Origin of the sequence: Paenibacillus sp. FSL K6-2441, from assembly GCF_037964765.1 — a bacterium.
In the GTDB taxonomy this organism is placed as follows: domain Bacteria; phylum Bacillota; class Bacilli; order Paenibacillales; family Paenibacillaceae; genus Fontibacillus; species Fontibacillus phoenicis.
Genome location: NZ_CP150174.1, coordinates 915952 through 940404 on the forward strand (window position 1 = coordinate 915952; position 24453 = coordinate 940404).

Annotated in this window: 25 protein-coding genes; 22 read left to right on the top strand and 3 right to left on the bottom strand. The window is 54.0% G+C overall.

Translation table 11 applies throughout. The features are described 5' to 3' along the window. Positions 1–272 precede the first annotated feature (272 nt). The 15 genes from purS (at position 273) to NSQ80_RS03995 (ending at position 15798) form a co-directional block, all read left to right on the top strand. Positions 273–518, top strand: coding sequence for a phosphoribosylformylglycinamidine synthase subunit PurS (purS, locus tag NSQ80_RS03925; protein ID WP_009224523.1), 246 nt, complete (start codon positions 273–275; stop codon positions 516–518). Positions 519–521: 3 nt separating this feature from the next. Further along, positions 522–1211, top strand: coding sequence for a phosphoribosylformylglycinamidine synthase subunit PurQ (gene purQ, locus NSQ80_RS03930; RefSeq protein ID WP_009224524.1), 690 nt, complete (start codon positions 522–524; stop codon positions 1209–1211). After that, positions 1189–3432, top strand: coding sequence for a phosphoribosylformylglycinamidine synthase subunit PurL (gene purL, locus NSQ80_RS03935; RefSeq protein ID WP_339301431.1), 2244 nt, complete (start codon positions 1189–1191; stop codon positions 3430–3432). The genes purQ and purL overlap by 23 nt, the downstream gene beginning before the upstream one ends. After that, the gene (gene purF / locus NSQ80_RS03940; RefSeq protein WP_260070679.1) at positions 3417–4898 is read left to right on the top strand and encodes an amidophosphoribosyltransferase; all 1482 of its coding nucleotides are present in this window, start codon (positions 3417–3419) and stop codon (positions 4896–4898) included. The genes purL and purF overlap by 16 nt, the downstream gene beginning before the upstream one ends. Before the next feature lie 143 nt (positions 4899–5041). Then, a complete protein-coding gene (gene purM / locus NSQ80_RS03945) occupies positions 5042–6085 on the top strand; it encodes a phosphoribosylformylglycinamidine cyclo-ligase (protein WP_323079224.1) in 1044 nt (347 codons plus the stop codon). Beyond that, positions 6085–6702, top strand: a complete 618-nt coding sequence (purN, locus tag NSQ80_RS03950) for a phosphoribosylglycinamide formyltransferase (RefSeq protein ID WP_323079223.1) — start codon at positions 6085–6087, stop codon at positions 6700–6702. Before purM ends, purN begins: the two co-directional genes overlap by 1 nt. Positions 6703–6834: 132 nt before the next feature. Next, positions 6835–8382, top strand: coding sequence for a bifunctional phosphoribosylaminoimidazolecarboxamide formyltransferase/IMP cyclohydrolase (gene purH, locus NSQ80_RS03955; protein WP_339301434.1), 1548 nt, complete (start codon positions 6835–6837; stop codon positions 8380–8382). A gap of 301 nt (positions 8383–8683) precedes the next feature. Continuing rightward, positions 8684–9955, top strand: a complete 1272-nt coding sequence (purD, locus tag NSQ80_RS03960; RefSeq protein ID WP_339301435.1) for a phosphoribosylamine--glycine ligase — start codon at positions 8684–8686, stop codon at positions 9953–9955. 106 nt (positions 9956–10061) lie between these two features. Then, positions 10062–10283 (top strand): hypothetical protein, encoded by a 222-nt coding sequence (locus NSQ80_RS03965; protein WP_036644875.1) that lies wholly within the window; start codon positions 10062–10064, stop codon positions 10281–10283. A gap of 154 nt (positions 10284–10437) precedes the next feature. Beyond that, positions 10438–11700, top strand: a complete 1263-nt coding sequence (gene ilvA, locus NSQ80_RS03970; protein ID WP_009224532.1) for a threonine ammonia-lyase IlvA — start codon at positions 10438–10440, stop codon at positions 11698–11700. Positions 11701–12142: 442 nt separating this feature from the next. Next, the gene (locus tag NSQ80_RS03975) at positions 12143–13147 is read left to right on the top strand and encodes an ABC transporter ATP-binding protein (RefSeq protein ID WP_339301437.1); all 1005 of its coding nucleotides are present in this window, start codon (positions 12143–12145) and stop codon (positions 13145–13147) included. Continuing rightward, positions 13140–13904 carry an ABC transporter permease gene (locus tag NSQ80_RS03980; protein ID WP_260070673.1) on the top strand — a complete coding sequence of 255 codons (765 nt, stop codon included), beginning with the start codon at positions 13140–13142 and terminating at the stop codon, positions 13902–13904. Before NSQ80_RS03975 ends, NSQ80_RS03980 begins: the two co-directional genes overlap by 8 nt. Positions 13905–13952: 48 nt before the next feature. Then, entirely contained in the window at positions 13953–14327 is a 375-nt protein-coding gene (locus NSQ80_RS03985) for a GntR family transcriptional regulator (protein WP_009224535.1), read from the top strand. 16 nt (positions 14328–14343) lie between these two features. Beyond that, positions 14344–15039, top strand: coding sequence for an ABC transporter ATP-binding protein (locus NSQ80_RS03990; RefSeq protein WP_339301440.1), 696 nt, complete (start codon positions 14344–14346; stop codon positions 15037–15039). Then, entirely contained in the window at positions 15040–15798 is a 759-nt protein-coding gene (locus NSQ80_RS03995; RefSeq protein ID WP_339301442.1) for a hypothetical protein, read from the top strand. A 78-nt stretch (positions 15799–15876) separates the two neighbouring features. Here NSQ80_RS03995 and NSQ80_RS04000 read toward each other — a convergent pair whose 3' ends face one another. Further along, positions 15877–16626, bottom strand: a complete 750-nt coding sequence (locus NSQ80_RS04000) for a DUF1129 family protein (RefSeq protein WP_339301444.1) — start codon at positions 16624–16626, stop codon at positions 15877–15879. A 263-nt stretch (positions 16627–16889) separates the two neighbouring features. Between NSQ80_RS04000 and NSQ80_RS04005 the strand changes: the two genes are divergently transcribed. The 3 genes from NSQ80_RS04005 to NSQ80_RS04015 all read left to right on the top strand — a co-directional run bounded on the left by NSQ80_RS04005 (position 16890) and on the right by NSQ80_RS04015 (position 18973). Continuing rightward, positions 16890–17111 (top strand): hypothetical protein, encoded by a 222-nt coding sequence (locus NSQ80_RS04005; protein ID WP_339301446.1) that lies wholly within the window; start codon positions 16890–16892, stop codon positions 17109–17111. A 136-nt stretch (positions 17112–17247) separates the two neighbouring features. Further along, positions 17248–18072, top strand: a complete 825-nt coding sequence (locus NSQ80_RS04010) for an alpha/beta hydrolase (protein ID WP_009224540.1) — start codon at positions 17248–17250, stop codon at positions 18070–18072. Between the two features lie 112 nt (positions 18073–18184). After that, positions 18185–18973, top strand: coding sequence for a class III extradiol ring-cleavage dioxygenase (locus tag NSQ80_RS04015; protein ID WP_009224541.1), 789 nt, complete (start codon positions 18185–18187; stop codon positions 18971–18973). A 105-nt stretch (positions 18974–19078) separates the two neighbouring features. Here the strand turns inward: NSQ80_RS04015 and NSQ80_RS04020 are convergent, their stop codons facing one another. Then, a complete protein-coding gene (locus NSQ80_RS04020) occupies positions 19079–19561 on the bottom strand; it encodes a DoxX family protein (protein ID WP_009224542.1) in 483 nt (160 codons plus the stop codon). A gap of 222 nt (positions 19562–19783) precedes the next feature. On the opposite strand from NSQ80_RS04020, the gene NSQ80_RS04025 reads away from it, so the two are divergent. The 4 genes from NSQ80_RS04025 (at position 19784) to corA (ending at position 23762) form a co-directional block, all read left to right on the top strand. Then, entirely contained in the window at positions 19784–20860 is a 1077-nt protein-coding gene (locus tag NSQ80_RS04025; RefSeq protein WP_260070667.1) for a DUF3048 domain-containing protein, read from the top strand. Between the two features lie 197 nt (positions 20861–21057). Beyond that, positions 21058–21672, top strand: a complete 615-nt coding sequence (locus NSQ80_RS04030) for a DUF47 family protein (protein ID WP_036644878.1) — start codon at positions 21058–21060, stop codon at positions 21670–21672. 83 nt (positions 21673–21755) lie between these two features. Next, the gene (locus NSQ80_RS04035) at positions 21756–22745 is read left to right on the top strand and encodes an inorganic phosphate transporter (protein WP_009224545.1); all 990 of its coding nucleotides are present in this window, start codon (positions 21756–21758) and stop codon (positions 22743–22745) included. A gap of 57 nt (positions 22746–22802) precedes the next feature. Continuing rightward, positions 22803–23762, top strand: a complete 960-nt coding sequence (corA, locus tag NSQ80_RS04040; protein WP_009224546.1) for a magnesium/cobalt transporter CorA — start codon at positions 22803–22805, stop codon at positions 23760–23762. Positions 23763–23800: 38 nt separating this feature from the next. Here corA and NSQ80_RS04045 read toward each other — a convergent pair whose 3' ends face one another. After that, positions 23801–24322, bottom strand: coding sequence for a hypothetical protein (locus tag NSQ80_RS04045; RefSeq protein WP_260070665.1), 522 nt, complete (start codon positions 24320–24322; stop codon positions 23801–23803). Between the last annotated feature and the right edge of the window lie 131 nt (positions 24323–24453).

Genomic DNA, 24453 nt, shown 5'->3' on the forward strand with positions numbered 1-24453 from the left:
GTCGCTGCGGTCCGTTAGGGATTCGAAAGTTAGCGAATGAGGGACCAGAATATAAGCCCTTTGGCAGTCTTTTGAGGATGATCCCTTTTGGTCAGGAGGCTAGGAGCTAGGGAGCAAGAAGACAAGCGTGCGAGCAAGAAAGCATTGGAGTTAGAAAGGCAAGCCAGAAAGTAAGAACTGACCCAGGCAAAACCAAAAGCAATTATTACATCCCATCCAGAAACCAAGCGGCCGTGCCGCACAAGTCCAAACTTAGGAGGAACACGAGGAACATGATTAAAGCGAGCGTTTATGTCACGATCAAGCAAAGCGTACTTGACCCGCAGGGGGTAGCCGTTCAAGGGGCGCTCCATTCCATGGGGTTCAGAGAGGTGGACAGCGTCCGCATCGGTAAATATATGGAGCTGACGCTCGACACGAACGATCGCTTCGAAGCGGAAGCTCGGGTGAAAGCGATGTGCGAGAAGCTGTTGGCCAATACGGTGGTAGAAGACTACCGCTTTGAATTGGAGGCTTAAACTATGAAATTCGCGGTACTCGTATTCCCCGGTTCCAACTGCGATATCGACTGTTATAAAGCGGTGGAAGAGACGTTGGGCGAACCGGTTGACTATGTGTGGCATACGGCCACCGATTTGTCTGCTTACGACTGCATCCTAGTTCCCGGCGGGTTCTCCTACGGCGACTACCTGCGGTGCGGGGCGATCTCCCGTTTTGCACCGGTCATGGCGGAAGTGGCCAAGGCTGCGGAGGAAGGTAAATACGTGCTGGGGATTTGCAACGGATTCCAAATCCTAACGGAAGCTGGACTGTTGCCAGGCACGCTGCGCCGCAACATGTCGCTGAAATTCCGTTGCCATGACACCGAGCTGCGCGTGGAGAACAACGAAAATCCGTTTACGTCGCTCTATGCGAAGGGTGAAGTGATTACGATTCCAATCGCGCATGGCGAAGGCAACTATTATTGCGATGAAGCGACTTTGGAGCAGTTGAAGCGGAATAACCAAATTATTTTCCGGTATGTTCAAAATCCGAACGGCTCGGTGGACGACATCGCCGGCATTTCCAACGAACGCGGAAACGTCGTCGGCATGATGCCGCACCCGGAGCGGGCGGTCAGCGATTTGCTGGGTTCGACGGACGGCAAGAAGATGTTTACATCCATTTTGAAAGCTTGGAGGGATCGGCATGAGTCAGCAAGTGTCCGCTAAGGAACCAAGTGCAGAACAAATTGCAGAGCAGAAAATTTACAAACAGATGGGCGTTTCCGACAGCGAATACGAACTGATTTGCGGATTCCTTGGGCGGAAGCCGAATTATACGGAAATTGGCGTGTTTAGCGTCATGTGGTCCGAGCACTGCGCCTACAAAAACTCGAAGCCGCTGCTGCGGCGGTTTCCAACCAGCGGCCCGCGCGTGCTGATGGGCCCAGGCGAAGGCGCCGGGATCGTGGATATTGGCGACAACCAAGCGGTTGTCTTTAAAATCGAAAGTCATAATCACCCCTCGGCCGTGGAGCCGTATCAAGGCGCCGCAACAGGCGTGGGCGGGATTATTCGCGATATTTTTTCCATGGGGGCAAGACCTGTGGCGCTGCTGAACTCCTTGCGATTTGGCAAGCTGGAAAACGAGCGCGTGAAATATCTGTTCGAGCATGTCGTATCCGGGATCGCGGGCTACGGCAACTGCATCGGCATTCCGACGGTTGGCGGGGAAGTGGTGTTCGACGAGAGCTACGAAGGCAATCCGCTGGTCAATGCGATGTGCGTCGGGCTGATCGACCATGACAAAATCCAACGCGGGGTTGCGAAAGGCGTCGGCAATCCGGTGTTTTACGTAGGGCCGCCAACGGGCCGGGACGGCATCCATGGCGCTACGTTTGCTTCGGAGGAGCTGACGGAGGAATCCGAAGCGAAGCGGACGGCGGTGCAAGTGGGTGACCCGTTCATGGAGAAGCTCGTCATGGAGGCTTGTCTTGAATTGATCGACAGCGGTATCGTGCTGGGGATCCAGGACATGGGCGCAGCAGGCTTGACCTGCTCCAGCGCGGAAATGGCCAGCAAAGCCGGCAACGGTCTGGAGCTGTACCTGGACGAGGTGCCGCAACGCGAGGAAGGCATGACGGCTTATGAAATGATGCTGTCGGAATCGCAGGAGCGGATGCTGTTCGTCGTTGAGCCGAAGGATGAGGCGAAGGCGCGGGAGATTTTTGAGCGTTGGGGCGTCATCTGTGCGAAGGTTGGTAAAGTTACGGACGACGGCCGTCTGAAGCTGTTCCATCATGGCGAGCTGGTCGGCGATATGCCGGTGAAGGCGCTGGTGGACGAATGTCCAATCTATGAGAAGCCTTCGGCAGTTCCTGCTTATTATGTGCAAAATGAATCGGTAGACACCACGCGTTACGAGGAAGTTCGCGATTTGGGCGCGGCGCTGGAGAAAGTGCTGTCCTCGCCTTCGGTCGCAAGCAAAGCGTGGGTGTACAACCAATACGATTACATGGTCCGCACGAGTACGGCGGTTCGTCCGGGTTCGGACGCTGCAGTGGTCACCGTTCACGGCACACGCAAGGCGCTGGCGATGACGACCGACTGCAACGGACGGTTCGTGTACCTGGATCCGGAAGTGGGCGGACGGATTGCGGTCAGCGAAGCGGCGCGCAACATCGTTTGCTCCGGCGCAGAGCCTCTGGCAATCACCGACAACCTGAATTTTGGCAGCCCGGAGAAACCGGATATTTTCTGGCAGATGGAACGGGCAGTTGATGGGATGGCGGAAGCTTGCCGCGTGCTGGACACTCCAGTTATCGGCGGGAACGTCAGCTTGTACAATGAGAACGCCAAAGGCGCCATCTACCCAACGCCAGTTGTAGGCATGGTTGGGCTGGTGCACGATACCGATCATATTACGACCCAAGACTTTAAATCGGCCGGGGATGTCGTGTTCCTGCTGGGTGAGACGAAAGCGGAACTCGGCGGCAGCGAATTCCAGGCGGTCGTACATGGCGTTGTAGAAGGCCGTCCGCCACAGCTTGATTTAGAGGTGGAGAAAAAGCTGCTTGGCGCCGTGCTGGAAGCGATCCAAGGCGGGCTGGTGCGTTCGGCGCACGACTTGTCCGAAGGCGGCCTCGCGGTTGCGTTGGCTGAATCGTGCATCAGCGGCGGAATTGGCGCCAAGGTTGATATCGCCAGCGAGCTGCGCCCTGACTTTGCGCTGTTCAGCGAATCGCAGTCTCGGATTCTGCTGTCGGCTTCGCCGGAGAAGGCGGAGGCGCTGGAGAAGCTGCTCGCGGAACGCGGCGTGCCTGCGGCGCGGATCGGGGTCGTGGAAGGATCGGAACTGAGCATTGCTGTAAACGGAACGGAGGTTCTGAGCAAGCCGGTGGAACAGCTGAAACGCGTCTGGGAGGATGTCATTCCATGTCTGATGCAATAAAACCAGCGCAGAGACTTTGGACCGGAGACTACTATAACGAAGGGGCGGGGCATGCGGATCCGTTTGATACGTTACGCGAGGAATGCGGCGTGTTTGGCGTATTTGGTCATGCTGAAGCCGCCTCGCTGTCCTACTACGGACTGCACGCGTTGCAGCACCGGGGGGAAGAAAGCGCGGGAATCTGCGCCACCGATGGGGAGGACTTTCATTACCACCGCGGTATGGGCCTGGTTAAGGAAGTGTTCGACCGCGACAAGCTGGCTTCGCTGCGCGGGGACCGTTCGATCGGCCACGTCCGCTATTCGACGAGCGGAGACAGCAAGCTAACGAACGCGCAGCCGCTGATCTTCAAATACCGCGACGGCGATCTGGCAGTGGCAACGAACGGCAACATCGTGAATGCGCCGAAAATCCGCCGCCAGCTCGAGCAAAGCGGCTCGATCTTTCAAACGACCAGCGATACGGAAGTGATCGCGCACTTGATCGCCCGCTCGCCGAAGGATTTCGTCGAGGCGGCAAAGGACGCCCTTCGTCAGCTGGTTGGAGGCTTCGCTTTCCTGCTGCTGACGAACGACAAGCTGATCGTGGCCAGCGATCCGAACGGCTTGCGCCCGCTTGTGATGGGGCGGCTAGGCAACGCGTACCTGTTCTCGTCCGAGACGTGCGCGTTCGAGGTCGTTGGCGCGGAGACGATTCGCGAAATCCAGCCCGGTGAAATGCTGGTGCTGGATAAGGACGGCCTCCGCGAGGAGCGTTATGCCGAGCCGGAGCGGAAGGCGTTGTGCGCGATGGAGTACATTTACTTCGCGCGTCCTGACAGCGACATGAACGGCTCGAACCTGCATGCCAGCCGCAAGCGGATGGGGCAGGTGATGGCGCAGGAGTCTTTTGTCGACGCAGATGTGGTCACCGGCGTTCCGGACTCCAGTATTTCCGCCGCGATTGGCTATGCGGAGCAGACCGGCATCCCTTACGAGCTGGGCTTGATCAAAAATAAATACACTGGCCGCACGTTCATTCAACCAAGCCAAGAGCTGCGTGAGCAAGGCGTAAAGATGAAGCTGAGCGCGGTGCGCCGCGTTGTAGAAGGCAAGCGCGTTGTGATGATCGACGATTCGATCGTTCGCGGCACGACCTCGCGACGGATCGTCAATCTGCTGCGCGAAGCCGGCGCGACGGAGGTGCATGTCCGCATCACCTCGCCGCCGTTCAAGAACCCTTGCTTCTACGGCATCGATACGCCGGATCGCGGTGAGCTGATCGCCTCCTACAAATCGGTGGAAGAGATCTGCAAGGAGATCAATGCCGATTCGCTGGAGTTTCTCAGCCCGCAGGGGCTGATCCAGGCGGTGGGCGGGGATAACGCGACGGACTACAAGGGCGGCCTCTGCATGGCCTGCTTCGACAACGATTATCCGACCCGGACGGATTTCGACGGGGAAGAGAAGTTTGGGTGCACTTGCTGAATTCGTTAGCGTTTAGCGATTCGTGTCTTGTGCCATCCGACTCGTGACGGGTGTTTTGCGTAGATTCGACTTATTTCACGTGATGAATTGATTGGATAAATGGTTTCCTCGTGTTCAAAAAGTTAAAGGAGTGGGTCCCTCTCGTGTCTGAAGCATATAAGAAAGCCGGCGTCGATATCGCAGCCGGGAATGAAGCGGTAGAGCGCATGAAAAAGCACGTCAAACGGACGTTCCGGCCGGAAGTGATGACCGATCTTGGCGGATTTGGCGCTTTGTTCGGATTGAACAAGGACAAGTACGCGGAGCCGGTGCTCGTGTCGGGAACGGACGGCGTGGGCACGAAGCTGAAAATTGCCTTTGCGATGGATAAGCACGATACGATCGGCATCGATGCGGTAGCGATGTGCGTAAACGATATCGTCGTGCAGGGGGCGGAGCCGCTCTTTTTCCTCGATTATTTGGCGTGCGATAAGGTTGTCCCTGAAAAAATCGAGGCCATTGTCGCCGGCATCGCGGAAGGCTGCAGTAGGTCGGGCTGCGCATTGATCGGCGGCGAGACCGCTGAGATGCCGGGCATGTACAGTGAAGGCGAGTACGACATCGCCGGGTTTACGGTGGGTGTCGTTGACAAGAGCAAGATCGTAAACGGCAGCCGCATTACCCCTGGCGACACGGTGATTGGTCTGGCGTCCAGCGGCGTGCACAGCAACGGGTTCTCGCTGGTTCGCAAGCTCTTGCTGGAAGAAGCGGGCTACGCATTGACCGACAAGCTGCCGGAGTTAGGCGGGGAGTCGTTGGGCGACGTGTTGCTCACGCCAACCAAGCTGTATGTGAAGCCGGTATTGTCCCTGCTGGAGCAGGTGGATGTGAAGGGGATGGCTCACATTACGGGCGGCGGCTTCATCGAGAATATCCCTCGCGTTCTGCCGGAAGGCGTAAACGTGGAGATCAACTACGGGTCTTGGCCGATTTTGCCGATCTTCGACTTGCTGCAGAAGACAGGGAACGTGAGCAACCGCGATATGTTTACGACGTTTAACATGGGCGTCGGGCTCGTGATTGTTGTGGCGGAGGATCAGGCTGAGGCTGCGGTCGCTACGTTGGAACAAGCAGGAGAAACGCCTTACGTGATCGGTAAAGTGACGGAAGGACAGCGGGTCGTGACTTTTGCAGGAGCGGATGTCTAATGGGAGCGAAATACCGGATTGCCGTGTTTGCCTCGGGGAACGGCAGTAATTTTCAGAATTTGCTCGACGCGACGCGGTCGGGCGAGCTGGACGCTGAGATAGTGTTGCTCGTTTGCGATAAGCCGCAGGCCTTTGTCGTCGAACGGGCCCGCCAAGCCGGCGTGGAATGCTATCTTTTTGACCCGAAGGCCTATGCGCGTCGAGAAGATTATGAGGCGGAAATTGCTGCCGAGCTGGACAAGCGCCAAATCGATTTGGTTGTGCTGGCCGGATACATGCGGTTGCTCACTTCGGTGTTGGTTGAGCCGTACGCCGGGCGCATGATTAATATTCATCCATCGTTACTGCCGGCTTTTCCGGGAAAAAATGCGATTGGGCAGGCTTGGGACTACGGCGTAAAAATGACGGGAGTTACGGTTCATTTGGTTGACGGCGGCATGGACACCGGCGCAGTGGTTGCTCAGGCGGCGGTGGAGATTACGGCGGACGATACGCTGGAATCGCTCGAAGCCAAGATCCATGCGGCCGAAGGGCGCTTATATCCGCAGGTCGTGTCGTGGTTCGCGAAGAACCGCGTGCGCGTGGAAGGAAGAAAAGTGACGATTCTGTCGGAATAGACAGCGCCGAAAAAACGCTTGTCTACAGGAGTTTTCAGGATTATCGGATAGCTTTTAGAACAGATGCAGGGTTTCGATATTTCCCGAGAAATATCGGGGGCAGGATTCGCCAAAATAAAGGAGGAGCCGATTGTGAGTATGAAAAGAGCGCTCGTAAGCGTGTCGGATAAAACAGGTATCGTGGATTTTTGCCGCGAGCTGTCGCAGCTGGGTGTGGAAATCATTTCGACGGGGGGCACAAAAAACCTGCTGGCGAAGGAAGGCGTACCGGTGATCGGAATTTCCGATGTCACCGGGTTCCCGGAAATCCTCGACGGACGCGTTAAAACGCTGCATCCTGCCGTGCATAGCGGGCTGCTGGCGGTGCGCGACAGCGAGGAGCACCAAGCACAGATGAAGGAACTGGGATTGGATTATATCGACCTGGTGATCGTCAACCTGTACCCGTTCCAAGAAACGATCGCGAAACCGGACGTCACCTATGAGGACGCCATCGAAAATATCGACATCGGCGGGCCTACGATGCTTCGTTCGGCTGCGAAAAACCATGCGTTTGTCACCGTTGTAGTCGACGCAGCTGACTATGGAACCGTGCTTGAAGAAGTGCGTGCGGGCGGCGATACGACATTTGAAACGCGTAAACGGCTTGCGGCCAAAGTTTTCCGCCATACGGCGGCATACGATGCCTTGATCTCCGATTACTTGTCGAAGGTGACGGGTGATCCGTTGCCAGAGCGTTTCACGGTCACCTACGAGAAAATTCAAGATTTGCGTTATGGCGAAAATCCGCATCAAAAAGCGGCGTTTTACCGCAAACCGTTGGCAGCAGCGGACACGCTGACGAATGCAGAGCAACTCCACGGCAAGGAGCTTTCCTATAATAACATCAACGATGCGAACGCGGCGCTGCAAATCGTTAAGGAATTTGACGAGCCGGCGGTCGTCGCGGTCAAGCATATGAATCCTTGCGGCGTTGGCGTGGGCGCCAGCGTATTGGAAGCTTACAAGAAAGCGTACGAGGCCGATCCGGTATCGATCTTCGGCGGGATCGTCGCTGCCAACCGCATCATTGATGCAGATACGGCGATGCTGATGAAGGAGATTTTCCTGGAGATTATTTTGGCACCAGGCTTCACGGAAGAAGCGCTGGAGATTCTTACGAAGAAGAAAAACCTCCGTCTGCTGAAGCTTGGCGGACTGGAGCTGGGTGCGAGCCGCAGCAGCCAGTTTGTCGTCACCTCGATCGACGGCGGGATGGTCGTGCAAGAAAGCGATGTGCATACGCTGAAAGAGTCCGACTTGACGGTCGTTACCGATCGCAAGCCAACCGAAGAAGAGTTGAAGCAGTTGCTGTTTGGCTGGAAAGTGGTTAAACATGTGAAGTCGAACGCGATTGTCTTGGCGAAGGACGATATGACCATTGGCGTTGGCGCGGGGCAAATGAACCGCGTAGGTGCAGCGAAGATCGCGATCGAGCAAGCGGGAGAGAAAGCGAAAGGCAGCGTCTTGGCGTCGGACGCGTTCTTCCCGATGGGCGACACGGTCGAAGCAGCTGCCAAAGCCGGGATCACGGCGATTATCCAACCGGGCGGCTCCGTGAAGGACGAGGAGTCCATCAAAGTTGCCAACGAGCACGGCATCGCGATGGTCTTCACCGGCGTGCGCCATTTCAAACACTAGGTTAAAGGCAAACGGCAGACCGCTGCGGCGGCCTGCCGTCTTTTCGCAGACGCACAAACGTGCGTGGGCAAATAGCTGTAAAACCTACTGTTATTTCAGCCGTAACGCTTGATTTTGCCTACTTAACTGTAAAACCTGCCGTTAATTTGAGCGAAAATGCCTTCATCAACGTTTTGAGCTTAAATTAGCGGTACATTTTCCAGTTAGTTTCGTTCAAATGCGGGTAAGGTGCAAAATTAACAGTAGAATTTCAAGTTATTTCATTTAGTTAACTAACTATTCAGAAGCGAGGGAGGAGACTATGGATATTTTGGTGATTGGCGCCGGAGGGCGTGAGCACGCGATCTGCTGGAGCCTGGCGAAAAGCCCGAAGGCCGATAAGATTTATTGCGCTCCGGGGAACGCGGGGATCGGACAAATCGCCGAGCTGGTGCCGATTCAGGTGAACGAATTCGATAAGCTGGCGGCTTTTGCGGAGGAGAAGCGTGTGGGCCTGGTCGTCGTAGGTCCGGACGATCCGCTCGCAGACGGCATCGTGGATGTGTTCGAAGCCAAGAACATCCCGGTATTTGGCCCGCGTAAGAATGCTGCGCATATCGAGGGCAGTAAGACTTTTATGAAGGATCTGCTGAAAAAATACAACATTCCGACCGCCGCATACGAAAAGTTCTACAACTACGAGCAGGCGCTTAAGTATCTCCAAAGCCGTCCGGTGCCGATCGTGATTAAGGCGGACGGGCTTGCCGCAGGCAAAGGTGTAACGGTCGCCTTCACTCGCGAAGAGGCGGAAACAGCTCTAAAGAACATCATGGTTGACAAAGTGTTTGGCGAATCCGGCAGCCAGGTCGTGATCGAGGAGTTTCTTGAAGGACAGGAAATGTCGATCCTGTCGTTTGTCGACGGGGAAACCGTCCGTCCTATGGTTGCGGCGCAAGACCACAAACAGGTGTATGACGGTGACAAAGGCCCGAACACCGGCGGCATGGGAACCTACTCCCCGTTGCCGCATATCGCGGATTCGATTATCGAAGAGGCTATCGAAACGATCATCAAACCAACCGCGAAGGCCATGGTTGCGGAAGGCCGGCCGTTCCGCGGCGTGCTGTTTGCGGGGTTGATGATTACGCCGGACGGCAAACCGAAGACAATCGAATTTAACGCCCGTTTTGGCGATCCGGAAACCCAGGTTGTTCTGCCGCGTTTGAAGAGTGATCTGCTGGAGATTTTCTTGGCAGCGGTAAATGGGACGTTGGATCAAGTAGATATCGAGTGGAGCGAGGAAGCGGCGGTTTGCGTTGTGCTGGCCTCCGGCGGTTATCCGGCTTCCTATCCGAAGGGCCTGCCGATCCGCGGGCTGGAGGAAGCGCAGGCTGCAGGGGCGTTGGTGTTCCATGCCGGCACGTCGAAGAACGAAGCAGGCGAGTGGGTCACGAACGGCGGGCGTGTGCTTGGCGTGGTTGGCCTGGGACAATCGATTGCCGAAGCCCGGGACAAAGCCTATGAGGCAGCGAACCTCATTACGTTCGAGGGCAAGCATCAACGGTCGGATATTGCCGCGAAGGCGCTCGTCTAGTGAGATGATCCGTCAAGGATAATCCGCTGCCCTTTCGAGCATGTTAAGGGATATTGGGGATTTTCTTCTGAGTCCCTGTAATACTCGAATGGGAGGCGGCATCATCATGAGCGACAAAATGAAGGAAATGCTACCGGTCTCGCGCGAAGAAGTGGAAGTCGACGGCGTTTACCGGGATGAGTTGGGACGGGAAGTCTATTTGCAAAAAGGCGAGGAGTTCCCTTCCGACCCCGTGTACGGCACGATGGAATGGGAGCTGACCGAGCTGTCCCAAGAGACGAACTCGAAAGGTCATACCGATGACCGTCTAATACCAAAGAAACGTTAAGCTATAGGTTCGAACGTAAACGCCCTTCCGAGCCGGGAGCATTTGCCCGTACGGAGGGGCGTTTCCCTGACTGTACAAAATAACTTGAACCGGAGGCGGTTTCAGGTGTACCTTTATTAGAATGAGAGAACTCAGTTAAAGCGAGGAGAAATAGATGAATCAGGCGGAACGACAAACGGTAGGCATGGAAGACATCGTCAAAGCGCATCACGTGCTGAAGGAAGTGGTCATCCGAACTCCGTTGCAGCTCGACGCAACGTTATCGGCTAGATATGAATGCAATGTGTATTTAAAAAGGGAGGATCTGCAGGTCGTGCGCTCCTTCAAGATCCGTGGGGCGTACAACATGATTCGCAGCCTGCAGCCCGAAGATCTGAAGCGCGGAATCGTGTGCGCGAGCGCCGGCAACCATGCGCAGGGCGTAGCGTTCTCCTGCAATGCGCTAGGCATTCAAGGGAAAATCTATATGCCCAGCACGACACCGAACCAGAAAATCAAGCAGGTCAAAAGATTTGGCGGCGAGCATGTGGAGGTCGTTCTGATCGGTGACACCTACGATGATGCTTATGCGGAGGCGATGAAAGCCTGCCAGGAAGGCGGGATGACGTTCATTCACCCGTTTGACGATCCGAAGATTGTTGCCGGGAACGGGACGATCGGCATGGAGATTATGGAAAGCCTGACTACACCGGCGGATTACGTCTTCGTCACCATCGGCGGCGGCGGGTTGGTGTCGGGCATCGGGACTTACTTGAAGACGGTAAGCCCTGATACGAAGATCATCGGCGTTGAACCGTCCGGTGCGGCGTCCATGACGGAAGCGTTAAGGCAGAAGCAGGTTGTCACGCTGGAATCGATCGATAAATTTGTGGACGGCGCGGCGGTGAAGCGGGTTGGCGATTTGAATTACGAAATTTGCGCCAACCTCCTGGACGACATCGTTCAGGTTCCGGAAGGCAAGGCATGTACGACGATTTTGGAGCTCTACAACGATAGTGCCATCGTTGTAGAACCAGCAGGGGCGTTGCCAGTCTCGGCACTCGATATGTACCGTGACCAAATCCGCGGGAAGACGGTGGTCTGTGTCATCAGCGGCGGTAACAACGACATCGACCGGATGCAGGAAATGAAGGAACGGTCACTGATCTATGAAGGGCTGAAGCACTATTTCTTGATTAATTTCCCGCAGCGGGCCGGAGCGCTTCGCGAATTCTTGGAAGAGGTGCTGGGGCCAAACGACGACATCACGCGGTTCGAGTACACGAAGAAGCACAACAAAGAGAACGGCCCGGCCTTGGTTGGCATCGAGCTGAGCGACAAAGCGGATTACGAACCATTGATCGGGCGCATGTCCGCGAAAGGCATCGTATATACCGAGCTGAATCGGGATTTGAATTTGTTTAATTTGCTGATATAAGCTGGAAGCGAAAAAATTTAGAGGCGAACAGCCCTCTTCGACTTTGGTCGGGGAGGGCTTTTTGGTATGCATGGAGGTCTGGATCGGGAACGTGACTGTAACGGAACGTACGGACCTTATTCGTAGGTCACAAGGCCCTCATCCATTTCTAACGGAACCCAGGAGCGCTATTTGAACGGGAAGCCGCTGGATTGGCCCCTTTTTCCCAAAATAAGGTCTCCTTGTTCCGTTAGCTCGGGAAATGCCGCGGGAAATGGCAAATAACGTCTCTACGTTCCGTTAGTGTTGACAATATCAATGCCCTAGTGTACTATTTAACTATAACACTAATACAACGACTCGAAGCCATGGAATCGAAACGTAGCACAATCAAGAACTCGCATTCAGGTACATGGCATTCCAGTATCACATTACAGAGCATCGATCAAAAGGAGTGAATGAAGTGAACGTGCAGCATCAGTCTATTGAAAATGTCGCCTCGGGCTTTGGAGCGGATGCGGCGAAATTGCAGGGACAAGAGCCGGTCGTCTTGTCGGTACAACAGGTGACGAAGGCGATTGGCAGCAAACGGATTGTTGATAAGCTGTCTTTCGAAATTCGACGGGGAGAAATCGTGGGTCTGCTCGGACCTAACGGTGCAGGGAAAACGACCACGATTCGGATGATCGTGGGTCTGATCGGAATGACGGAGGGCGATGTCCAGATCAAAGGATTTAGTATCCGGAATCATTTCACCCAAGCGATCGTCCACGTTGGCGCGATTATTGAGAATCCGGAGTTTTACCCGTACATGACCGGATATGACAATCTGAAGCAGTACGCGCGAATGAGCGAAGGGATTACGGAGGAGCGGATTCAGGAGGTCACCCGGCTGGTAGGCTTGGAGAAGGCGATGAAAAAACGTGTAAAAGCGTACTCGCTAGGCATGCGTCAGCGCCTGGGCATCGCGCAGGCTTTATTGCATCGGCCGTCGATTCTGATTCTCGATGAGCCGACCAACGGGCTGGATCCGGCCGGGATTCGGGAAATGCGCGACTATCTGAAGCGCGTTGCGGCCGAGGAAGGGATTGCTGTGCTGGTCTCCAGCCATTTGCTGGCCGAAATGGAGCTGATGTGCAGCCGCGTGGTCGTCATTCAGGAAGGGAAGTTCGTGACCGAACGCGCCCTAGGTGAGGCGGCAGAGAAAACCGAGGAACGGGTGAACGTGACGTTCCGGGTCAGCGATGCCGAAGCGGCGAAAGCCCGACTCATCCGGATGGAAGAAATCCGCCTGCTGGGGATGTCTCCGGAACGGGGCGAAGTGACGGTCGACGTACGCGACAGCTATATCCCACGCGTCGTTGGCGCGCTGGGCAGCGAAGGGATCGCCATCTACCGGATCGAAGAAGTTAAGCAATCGTTGGAAGACGAATTCTTGAAATGGACGGGAGGAAACCAAATTGCGTAAATTTACACCGCTTGTTGTGAACGAATGGCTTAAGATGTCCAAGAAGGACAGCTTTATCGTCCCTTATACGCTGATCGCCGCGTCGATTGCCGGGATGCTGTACATGATGCACACTTTCTCGCAGCAGTCGGTAGGGTTCCTGGATTTTGCGTTAATGGCCATGTCCCGAAACGGCTTAGGTCAAATGATGACCTTGCTGGTCATTATTTGTACCGCAGGGATTGTGGCGAAGGAGCACAGTCTGGGGACGATCAAGCTGCTGCTGATCCGCTCGCAAAGTCGCAGCCGTATCTTGGCCTCTAAATACGTGGCTGTGCTGCTGTTCACGATGTCTCTCTTCGTCTTTTCACTGGCGGTTGCCCTGTTGGGCGGCGGGCTGATCTACGGATTCGGATCTGCCAGCGTGCAGGGAATCGGCTGGAGCGAAGTTCTAACCAGCGCCTTGTATCAGTTCATTTATACCGTTGTTTACGTTACGATCACTTTTCTAGTAAGCATTCTGACTCGTTCGACAGGAGCGACAATTGGGATCGGCATGTTCATTGTTGTGCTGGAGGAACTGGTGGTGGCCTTGCTTTCGAGATACGCCTTCGCCAAGTATCTCATCTTCGCCAACGCCGATTTAACGGTATACCTAAACGGGAATCCGCCGATGCCGGGTATGACGTTAACCTTCTCCTCCGTGGTGATCGCCGCCTATTTGATCTTGTTTCTTGCAGTAAGCTTTGTTACGTTTAAAAAACGGGATGTTGCTTGACCGGTAGAATCACTAACGGCGGCACACGGCGGAAAGGAGCCAAGGAACGTGAGCATCGAATTCGATAATAATCTGCCGATCTATCTACAAATTATGAATTATTTAAAAAGGGAAATCGTCACTGGCCGATTGAAGGCCGGCGACAAAATTCCGTCGGTACGCGAGCTTGCGGCCGAGCTGCAAATTAATCCGAATACCGTGCAGCGGACTTTTCAGGAATTGGAGCGTGAAGCCATCGTGGAAACGAAACGCGGACTCGGAAGATACGTGACAAGCGAGGAAACGAAAATTATGACCATCAAAAAAGAAATGGCCGGTGAGCTGCTGGATCGTTTTATCGGAGGCATGCAGGAGCTGGGCTTTAGCAACGAGGATATTGCGGCGCTTGTCGCCGACGCCATAAAGACGGATGAGCGACGCTAAAGGAGGGCAACCATCAATGAAACCGCTACTGGAAGTACAAGGCCTATCAAAATCGTACGGCAGCAAAAAGGCATTGCATGGCGTGTCCTTCAGCGTCAGCAAAGGAAAGATCGTTGGCCTGCTAGGCACGAATGGCAGCGGCAAAAGCACACTGATGAAAATCGCCGCCGGCCTGATTCATCCTTCCGGAGGCAAGGTGTCGGTGGACGGAACGCCGGTGGGACTAACGACGAGATCGTTGGTTTCCTTCATGCCCGATCGTCCATTAACGGAGTCGTGGATGAAGGTGCGGGATGCAATTGGATTTTACCGCGATTTCTACCCAGATTTCGATGAGGAGAAGGCTGGCACGATGCTGGACTTTATGAATCTGAATGAGAAGGACAAAATCAGCTCCCTGTCGAAAGGCATGAACGAACGGCTCCAACTGACGTTAACGTTATCGAGAAATGCCAAGCTGTATCTGCTTGACGAGCCAATCGGCGGGGTGGATCCAGTGGCCCGGGCCAAAATTTTGGATGCGATCGTGGAATTTTACAACGAAGAGAGCAGCCTCGTCATCTCTACCCATCTGGTTTCGGATATTGAGCGGATTTTCGATGAGGTAATCTTTATCCGCAGCGGCGAGGTTGTCATGCAGGAGGAAGTGGAGAACCTGCGGATTCGCTATGGCAAGAGCGTCGATGACATGTTCAGAGAGGTGTTCGCGTAAATGAGAAAGCTGCTGAAGTACGATATCAAACAAAATGCCAATACCGTGCTGGGGCTGGCTGCGATCCTGGTCATCGTGCAAGGACTGCTGTCGATCACAGGCAACCTTCGCCATTGGGATGCGGAGACGATCTTTGGCTTAACCACCGTTCTTTATTTTACCGCTGCTATCATTATGGTCGTGCAGTCCTGCAAAACATTTGCCTACAATATCAAAGCCTATCATCGCCGTCTGCTCCCGCTGCATCCGGTATGGACAATCCTGTCCTCGCTCGTGTTCAGCTGGCTCGTGGCGCTGATCATCGCGGTGATTGTCGTGGTTCATGCTGCGATCTATTTTCGGATCGCCCAGGTACCGATCAACATTATTCAAATTGAGACGAACGGGCTCCAAAACACTCTGTTCGTCATCCTGACCATCATTTGGGTGTATACGCTGCTGGTGTTAACGGTCTTTATGGCGATCGCGATTGGCGCCAGCGTCAGCATCCGGGGCAAAGCCGGGACCTGGGTCGGCATCATTTCCTTCTTCGTCATTCAGAACGGGATGTCTTGGGTGGAAAGCCTGATCTTTCGAGATACGAATAGTACCTTTGCGAACTTCGGAATCATTCATATCGGGATGGCCGAGGAGAACGGTGCAGTGGCGAGTGAATCGGTGAATCTGCTTCCGCTTGGGCCGTTCTTGCTTGAAGTGGTCGTAGCGGCTTTGATGTTTTACGCGATAACGTATTTGCTGAAGAAACGGATCGAGATTTGATCTCCTTATGTAAAAATAAACCGCAAAAGCCGCATCCTCTTGATCGTTTGGGGGATGCGGCTTCTGTGGTTTTTCTGCTTAATTCTTCGAGCGGCGACCAAAAAAGAAAAATTGCCCAGCCAGTCCCACGGCAAACAAGATCAGGCTGTCCCAAGGTGAAACGGTAAACGACGGCATGATTCGATTTAATACGGTGCCCACAACGATCAACACGGCGGCAACGGCGATGTAAGTGCCGAACGCACGGAGGTTAAAGCCGCGCGGCCCCGCGTTGGGCGGCATGCCTGGTCTCGCTCCGGGCCCTGCTGGTCTTGCTTCTCCGGCAGGCTCTTGACCTTCGCTGGCTTTGGAGCTTTGCCCAAGGAAGCGAGTGACCAGCTCAATCAGCACGATAGACAGTACGGCGATGATCAACAGCGAGGAGGTGCTGATCTGTGTATATTCGAGCTCCCCGCCAAACCATTTGCTGAAGAAACCGGTGATCATATAAATAAAGAAGACCCAGGTCAAAGCTACCCAGGGGATCATCGTATAATATTTGATTTTGTCCTTCAGCGTCCGGGGCTTCCGTGCCTTTACGTCCTCCGCCAGCTCCGCACAATAAGCCTTCGGATCGGGGCCGAAGCGTTCTGCCGCCGAGATGCCTTTGGCTTGATTTTTGATGATTTGCCGGGCGATGTCCAGCAGGAGTTCTTCCCCTTTGGCTTCACTAAGCGAGCTGGAGCCGGAACGGAAGTACAAGACCATTTCCCCGAAATATGCTTCGTTCTCCGGCGTCATTTGTTGTCGTAGCCGTTTCGTTTCGCCGATCATTTCGTGGATGTACATGGTTGTATCTCTCCTCCCAGTTTCTTCCGTAGTATACTTCATAGTTTGTCCCATTCGCAAGGGACCGAGGCACGGCAGAAGTGGAAGCGGAACAGAACTAATGGATCATGAACATTCCTTGAACAAGGAATAAAAAGCGTCCCTCCCTCCAAAAACTACTCTATAAGCAAAACGGCAGGCGCCGGCAATCAGGCTGAAAATCGATTTGATGGCGACAAGGCGGTCTGCACACAATCACACTACAGTTGCGGGAGGCAGAGCCAGTGGGAAAATATGAATCGGAGCTGACCCGGAGGTATTTGCTGAACAGCAACTCTCGGGGAAGCCTGGAAGAAGTCGTAACCAATGAGAGCGATGAGGAAAGCGGCATGTTGTGCGGGGATGACGAGGTGTGTGACGAAGGTGATCTGGGGAATCATCGGTTTATGAAAGAGTGGGAGGGCCGGGTTACCACCCATGCGTACTTCCGCCAGTCCTATGAATAAGTGAGTTTCTTGCGATCTGCGCGATCCGATTGACACCCCGGCTCGGGTAATGCTAAGATAAGTTCAAACCAAATCATATTAAACTTATCGGATTTAAAGTATATATCATTGCCGGAATACGGGGAGGAGACGGGTTATGGAAAGACAGATTGTGATCAATCATGGAGAAGAACAGCTTGCGGCCAGCATACATTACCCGGCTGAGAACAAACAAGGGGGGCGCTGCCAACGCGCTCCCTTGGTCGTCATCTGCCACGGATTTGTAGGCAGCCGTATCGGCGTTGACCGTCTATTCGTCAAGACTGCAAGGGAGCTTGCAGCAGACGGCTTCCTCGTGCTTCGCTTCGACTATCTCGGATGCGGCGAGAGCAGCGGTTCTTACGGTGACCATGGCGTAGAGTCGATGATCGCCCAGACCCGTTCGGTGCTGGATTATGGCCTGAGCGCGTTTGACGTTGACCCGACGCGGGTATCGCTGCTTGGACACAGCCTTGGCAGTTTGATTGCCCTCCTAACCGCCATCCGTGACCGACGCGTAAAGAACCTTGTCTTATGGTCGGCGGTTGGCTACCCGTTCAGCGATATTGTCAAAATCACCGGACGCGATCTATATGACCGGGCGGTAAAGCAAGGGAGCGCTGACTATTTGGGCTACGGACTGACGCCGAAATTTTTTGATTCGCTGGGCGAATATCAACCGTTCCAGGAAGCCGTTAAATTTTCCGGTGACGTACTGGTTGTTCATGGAACCTCAGACGATATTATTCCGGCGGACTATGCTTTCTTATATCAGAAGGTGTTCTGGATGCGTCCAGAGGGGCGCTGCGATAAGGAGATTATTTTCCAAGGCAGTCACACGTTCTCGTCCGGTGACCATCAGCAACAGGTCATCCGGAAGACTAAGGAATGGCTCGGAGGGTTGGAAGCCCTGCAGACCGAGTGGCAGCATTGGATGATTTAAGGACATGAGTAGGAGGCACCGTCAAACCCAGACGTACAAAAACTGGTAAAATCCTTCTGGGATGGATACAATGAAGGTGTAACCATTTTTTTGGCGTAGGGAGGTTTGGGAGATGTCTCAGCCTGCATTGTTTATTGCACACGGATCGCCTACATTAGCGATTGAGAAGAACGCATATACGGATTTTCTTCACCGCTTGGGTCAAGAAATTCTGGAACCGCCCGATGCCATTGTGATCTTCTCGGCGCACTGGGATGCTCCGGATCAATGGGTCTCGACGGATACGAAGCATATGACGATGCACGATTTCTACGGCTTCCCGGAAGAGATGTACGCGATCGAGTATCCGGCGCCGGGCAGTCCCGAGCTTAGTGAAGAAATCGAAGCGATTTTCCGAGCGCACAATCTGCCTTACAAAACTTCGACAGGCAGAGGTCTGGACCATGGAGCCTGGGTTGTGCTGCGGCTGATGTTTCCGTCTGCCGATATCCCTGTCGTAGCCTTGTCTGTGGACGCCAAACGCGAGCCTGAAGAGCAGTATGCCATCGGCAAAATGCTCACGGAGCTGCGGCAGCGGAACGTCCTTGTGATCGGCAGCGGCGGACTTGTTCATAATCTTCGCTTGCTCGATTGGGAAGGACGAGAGCCGGCTGCGTGGGCCGTGGAATTCGACGATTGGATCGGAGAGCAGCTGGAGAACTGGGACTTGCGGCAGCTCTTTGATTATGACCGCAAAGCACCGCATGTCCGGATGGCGATTCCTTCGTACGGACGGGAGCATTTTGTTCCGCTCTTCTACGCCATGGGGGCGGCAGACGATGAACGCCATGCTGTGAAATTGTTTCAGGATTATCAATACGGCAGCCTTAGCTTAAACTGCTGGAAGTTCGGCGGTCGTTGACCGGGCGGTGATCCCGGTACACAACGACCGATCCATATAAATAAGCGCAGAACCTCAAGAATTGGGAATTGGGGTTCTGCGCTTTTTTTCTCGGGATGGGACTGGTTAACGCCGCCGTCCGTAGTTGTTGCGGAAGTAAGGCTGGATGAAGTAGTCCAATCCGATCCGCCCGGCGTTCGTGCCGGCGACAACGATAAAGATTTGGAGCAGCAGCAACTGCGGGTTCGTGCTTACGGTCCCTGAGAACAAGAAGGCAAAGTTCATGACCATGCCAAAGAAGGCAGCCAGCCAAGTGAAGCCGCCCAGGATCAGGCCCAGACCGACAAGTACCTCGCCGTAAGGGACAAGGATATTAAACAAACCGACGTTGGGCACGGCAAAATTTTCGAGGAAGGAAGCCCACCAGCTTTGCACAGCGGGGTGTTCGCCGCCGGTCTTCGCCAAAGCGCCCGTCAGAAATCCAGCGGCATTAAACCCGCCGGTTACTTTGCTCCAACCGGAGGTTAGCCACTCGTAACCTACATATAGTCTGAACAGCAAGAGCAGCCAAGAGGCAACGATGCTCTCCCTTAACCATTTTACGATCATCTCTTCATCTCCTTATACATGGATGCGGCGACAAGGTTCGTTTGATCCCGTGGATAATCTCTCCTCTCCTGTAGTATTCATATGAAGAACTGTATTTTAAACACCCAATTCAGAATTAGAATGAAATATGGGGTTCGCTGAGAGGTTTGCTTTTGTTCCGGCTTCCCCCGAAAGAGGAATTCAACGTATAATGTAAAAAACTTAAGAATTTTGACGGAGGACATGCCTTTGAAATCATTGAAGTTAAGTTGGCTGCTGCTCTTATTCTTGCTTATCGTTATGCTCTCCGCTTGCGGGAAGGTCGAGGAGACGGCCACGCCTGCGGATAACATCGCTCCGCCGCAACAGACGGAGACCCCGGAGGACACTGCTGAGCCCGAACCGGCGGCGCCTGCCTATACGGCTCCGTTGACGGGATTGCCGCTCGAGGAGCCGCTGACCCGCAGACCGCTTGCCATTATGATTAACAATGCGCCGGCAGCCCGCCCGCAATCGGGGTTAATCGATGCCGATGTTGTATACGAGGTGTTGGCGGAAGGCGGAGTCACGCGGCTTGTATCCATCTTCCACAGTCAAGCGGACAATGCCAAGATCGGCCCGATTCGCAGCATTCGCCCGTACATGATCGATTTGGGCGAGAGCTACCACGGGGTGTTGGTGCATGCCGGGGCGAGCAACGAAGCGTTTGCGATCCTGCAAAGACAGCATAAAGAGGATCTGGACGAGATCACAAACGCCGGCGCTTATTTCTGGCGGGACAAGTCCCGGAAGGCTCCGCACAATTTGTATTCCAACGTAGAGAAGCTGCTGGAAGGCGCCGCGAAGCGCGGGTATGCCACGGAGGATACGGCGGTGCCGGGATATCTTTTTTATAAGGAAAATGAACATTCGGATTCCCTGGAGACCGCAAATCACGTGGAGATTAAGTTTCAACTGGACAGCTACCGGGTGGGTTACGAATATGATGCGGCGTCCGGGCTTTACAAGCGGTTCATCAATGGCGAGCCTCACACCGATCTGGAGACGGGCGATCCATTAACCGCTGCGAATGTCGTCGTTATGGGGGCAGACCACCGGGTGCTGGACGATGTCGGCCGTCTGGAAGTAGGACTGGAGCTGGGCGGTGAAGCGATATTGTTCCAGCAAGGCAAAGTCATTCAGGCCAACTGGATCCGCAAGGAAGGCGATATGATCCGGTTCATTAAGGATAACGCGGAGATCCCTATGGTGCCGGGCCAAACCTTTATTCATATCGTCCCCAATACGCCGGATTTCGCCAGTCATGTAAAGGCAGAGTAAAGGAGAAGAAAGGCAGATTTTGTATTTCCAGGGCGATTAAAGGATAACTCTGGGAGAATAAGGGGAAATATAAGCGCATGAAGGTGAAATGTTTGCGACAATATTTCCTATCTGTGATGCAGTTGTGATAAGATATTCAAGGTTGTGTAAAAACATCAACCACAAGAACTACCTTATGGAGAGAAAAGGGGATACTGATGCGACTGAAGAAGAAAGATATCTTTTTCCAGACGTTAGAGGATATGGCAGATACGATCGTGCATTCGGCGGACTATTTCGCCCAGCAGGTCGCGGACTTCAGGGACGTTGAAGCCTTCGCCAAGAAGATGAAGGAGTTCGAATCCCAATGTGATGGTTACACCCATAAAATCATCGTGGAATTGAACAAAACGTTTATTACGCCCATCGAGCGTGACGACATTATGCATCTGATTACCGCCCTCGACGATGTGATCGACGGTTTGGAAGCTACGACATCCCGTTTTTTTATGTACAATTTGAACGGGCCGGACGAATATATCGCTCGCTTTGCCGAAATTTTACGCAACTCGGCCTATGAGATCCAAAAGGCGATTCATTTGCTGTCCCAGAAAAAATTGCTCGCAATCCGCGAATACACGATTCGTCTTAACGACCTGGAGAATCAAGGCGATGAACTGCTGCGGATTTGCATCAAGGAGCTGTTCATGAAGGTGACCGATCCGATCGAACTGATCAAGAAGAAAGAGATCTATGAGCGGCTGGAGACGACAACCGATGCTGCCGAGAAGGTTGCCAACATGCTGGAATCCATCATCATGCGTAATTCTTAAGAAACTTCACTATATATTTGATTTTCGGGAGGTTGGAATTGCGCGGATTTATATAGAGAGATAGCCATCTGTGCAAAAATGCTATGGATACGAGTTTAATGATTATGCTTATCGTTATCATACTGGCGTTGGCGTTCGACTTCATTAACGGGTTTCATGATACAGCCAATGCGATTGCGACCTCGGTATCAACACGCGCGATGAAGCCGCGTACTGCGATCATGATGGCAGCGGTCATGAACTTCTTAGGTGCTATCATGTTTACGGGCGTCGCGAAAACAATTGGGGGTAGTGTCGCCGATCCGGCGAAGCTGGATAACGGTCTGGAAGTGCTGGTCGCCACGCTGTTGTCGGCAATTATCTGGAACCTCATTACCTGGTGGTTTGGCATTCCGTCGTCTTCTTCCCATGCACTGATTGGTTCCCTGGCCGGGGCGGTGTACATGGGGGCTGGACCGGACAAGCTGAACTGGGGCGGATTTACGACGATTGTAGAGGGATTGGTGTTCTCCCCAATCATCGCTTTTGTGATTGGTTACATCGTCATGACCATCTTGAGATGGATCTTTGCCCGGCGTAGTCCGCATACCGTCAATAAAGGCTTCCGGTCGTTGCAAATCGTGACTGCAGCGATCCAAAGCTTCACGCACGGCACCAATGATGCCCAGAAAGCGATGGGGATTATTACGTTCGCCTTGGTGACGGCAGACTTCCAAGATCATATGGAAGTGCCGCTGTGGGTTAAACTGGCCGCAGCGACGGCGATGGCGCTCGGGACATCGGTTGGCGGTTATAAAATTATCAAGACGATGGGTACGAAGATCTTCAAAATCGAGCCGATCAACGGTTTCGCCGCGGATCTTTCCGCTGCATCGGTTATTTTCGGGGCCACGTTGTTTCATTTGCCCGTCAGCACGACGCATGCCATCACCTCGTCCATCCTCGGCGTAGGCGCAGCCAAACGTTTCTCCGCCGTACGTTGGTCGATGGCCGGGCGGATCGTCATTGCCTGGGTAATTACGATTCCGATCGTGTTTGTGATGGCCGGGCTGATCTATAAATTGTTGTTCTAAGGATGAAATTCGAGTAAGCCAATCTGCTGAGGATTGGCTTTTTTTGGGAGGTTCGGCATGATCAGAACGATGGGCATGATGAGAGATCACCAGACGGTGGAGGGATTTCCGCTGGAGCAGATTCATAATCAGCAGTTCGTCTGGACCTGGGTCGATCTGGATACCCCAACACCGGAGGAGACGGAGCTGCTGTCGAGCTTCTTCCATTTCCATCCGCTGGCGATTGAGGATTGCTTGCATATTTTGCAACGGCCGAAAATGGACTATTACGACGATTTTCAATTTCTGGTGCTTCATGCGATTGATGAAAGAACGCTGGAGACGGTGGAAGTGGATCTGTTTATCGGGGACGAGTACTTAGTTTCGTTCCACCAGCGCCAGCTGGATGAATTGGATGAAGCGTGGAGCAATATGCTGAAGCGGGCCCATGAGCGCAAGGTGTGGGTTCACGGGCCGTATTCGGCGGCTTACATGGTGATCGACAGCCTGGTGGATCATTATTTTCCTTGTGTGTATGCGATTGAAGATGATCTGAATGAGTTGGAGGGCAAAGGAAGCAGCGAATCGGTGGAGGAGTTGATGAACCAGGTGTTTGACTTGCGCAGCCGGCTGCTGAAGCTGCGGCGGACGATCGTGCCGATGCGCGATCTCATGTACCGCATCTTGAACTCACAGCATGTCCAAGGCGATAAAGAGCCGCGCGCTTATTACGCGGATATTTACGACCATCTGCTTAAGTTGTCGGAGATGATCGAGGCTGACCGGGAAATGACCGCCGATTTGCGCGACTCTTATATTTCGCTGAATTCCAATCGGATGAACGGGATCATGAAGACGCTGACGGTTATCACCACCGTCTTTATGCCGCTGACGCTAATCGCTGGCATTTATGGAATGAACTTCGTGAACATGCCCGAATTGAATTGGGAATACGGGTATTTTGCGGTGATCGGACTAATGGCGGCGCTGGGCGGTTGGATGATCCTTTGGTTCAGGAAGCGCGGTTGGTTTAAGTGAGCACCGGAGAGCTCGGTAAAAGTAAAGCCGCCGCCGGATTAACGGCGGCGTTTTCCCGATTTGACCGACTTGCCGGATTTGCCGGTCGATGAGCGTTTTCCGCTGCGGCCGGAGCCGGTGCGGCTGCCGCTTTTCTTGCGATTGGTTTTGCGGCGGCGCGGGCGGTAATCGTCCATCCGGCCGACACTGCTGCCCGCCCTGCCTTTGCCGCCGGGCAAGAGCGAGGTGAGCAGCTTCGCCATCGGGGCGAATTGCTGTACGGTTTGCATCACCTTCTGCACCTGGCCCATCGTCGCCAAGATGCCGTCGATCCCGCCCATGCGGTCGACGATGCCTTTTAGGTCGCTTAAGCTGGGCAGCGACAGGCCGCCGGCCTTTGGCGTGGTTGTGACAACCGGGGTGGGAGTCGGCGCCTGGGTCGGTGTGGGTGTCGGCGGAGAATAGGGAACCAGTGAGGAAGCCACCGCTTTAATTTCGTACGGATTCACCCCCGGGTAATTATGGGTGTACGGATGGAACGGGGGCACCGGACCTTGGCGGGAATCATAGTTATGAGGCATGGGTATCACTTTCCTTTTCGGATATTTTGCCCGGGCAGGCTGACCGTAAGGCCCGTTTCCTTCTTGTCCGCCCTCCCGAGACAAGACCTAGGAGCGAATCGACATACGCCGAATGGGACACGCGCGGATGG

What these genes read in the sequence shown, in the direction of transcription:
- ilvA (WP_009224532.1), top strand. Translation starts at nt 10,438, where the DNA reads ATGAATCAGGCGGAACGACAAACGGTAGGCATGGAAGACATCGTCAAA.
- NSQ80_RS03990 (WP_339301440.1), top strand. Translation starts at nt 14,344, where the DNA reads ATGAAACCGCTACTGGAAGTACAAGGCCTATCAAAATCGTACGGCAGC.
- NSQ80_RS04045 (WP_260070665.1), bottom strand. Translation starts at nt 24,322, where the DNA reads ATGCCTCATAACTATGATTCCCGCCAAGGTCCGGTGCCCCCGTTCCAT.
- purQ (WP_009224524.1), top strand. Translation starts at nt 522, where the DNA reads ATGAAATTCGCGGTACTCGTATTCCCCGGTTCCAACTGCGATATCGAC.
- purD (WP_339301435.1), top strand. Translation starts at nt 8,684, where the DNA reads ATGGATATTTTGGTGATTGGCGCCGGAGGGCGTGAGCACGCGATCTGC.
- NSQ80_RS04015 (WP_009224541.1), top strand. Translation starts at nt 18,185, where the DNA reads ATGTCTCAGCCTGCATTGTTTATTGCACACGGATCGCCTACATTAGCG.
- purF (WP_260070679.1), top strand. Translation starts at nt 3,417, where the DNA reads ATGTCTGATGCAATAAAACCAGCGCAGAGACTTTGGACCGGAGACTAC.
- purS (WP_009224523.1), top strand. Translation starts at nt 273, where the DNA reads ATGATTAAAGCGAGCGTTTATGTCACGATCAAGCAAAGCGTACTTGAC.
- purL (WP_339301431.1), top strand. Translation starts at nt 1,189, where the DNA reads ATGAGTCAGCAAGTGTCCGCTAAGGAACCAAGTGCAGAACAAATTGCA.
- NSQ80_RS03995 (WP_339301442.1), top strand. Translation starts at nt 15,040, where the DNA reads ATGAGAAAGCTGCTGAAGTACGATATCAAACAAAATGCCAATACCGTG.
- NSQ80_RS04020 (WP_009224542.1), bottom strand. Translation starts at nt 19,561, where the DNA reads ATGATCGTAAAATGGTTAAGGGAGAGCATCGTTGCCTCTTGGCTGCTC.
- NSQ80_RS04010 (WP_009224540.1), top strand. Translation starts at nt 17,248, where the DNA reads ATGGAAAGACAGATTGTGATCAATCATGGAGAAGAACAGCTTGCGGCC.
- purN (WP_323079223.1), top strand. Translation starts at nt 6,085, where the DNA reads ATGGGAGCGAAATACCGGATTGCCGTGTTTGCCTCGGGGAACGGCAGT.
- NSQ80_RS03965 (WP_036644875.1), top strand. Translation starts at nt 10,062, where the DNA reads ATGAGCGACAAAATGAAGGAAATGCTACCGGTCTCGCGCGAAGAAGTG.
- NSQ80_RS04030 (WP_036644878.1), top strand. Translation starts at nt 21,058, where the DNA reads ATGCGACTGAAGAAGAAAGATATCTTTTTCCAGACGTTAGAGGATATG.
- corA (WP_009224546.1), top strand. Translation starts at nt 22,803, where the DNA reads ATGATCAGAACGATGGGCATGATGAGAGATCACCAGACGGTGGAGGGA.
- NSQ80_RS04025 (WP_260070667.1), top strand. Translation starts at nt 19,784, where the DNA reads ATGCCTTTGAAATCATTGAAGTTAAGTTGGCTGCTGCTCTTATTCTTG.
- NSQ80_RS04000 (WP_339301444.1), bottom strand. Translation starts at nt 16,626, where the DNA reads ATGTACATCCACGAAATGATCGGCGAAACGAAACGGCTACGACAACAA.
- NSQ80_RS04035 (WP_009224545.1), top strand. Translation starts at nt 21,756, where the DNA reads ATGGATACGAGTTTAATGATTATGCTTATCGTTATCATACTGGCGTTG.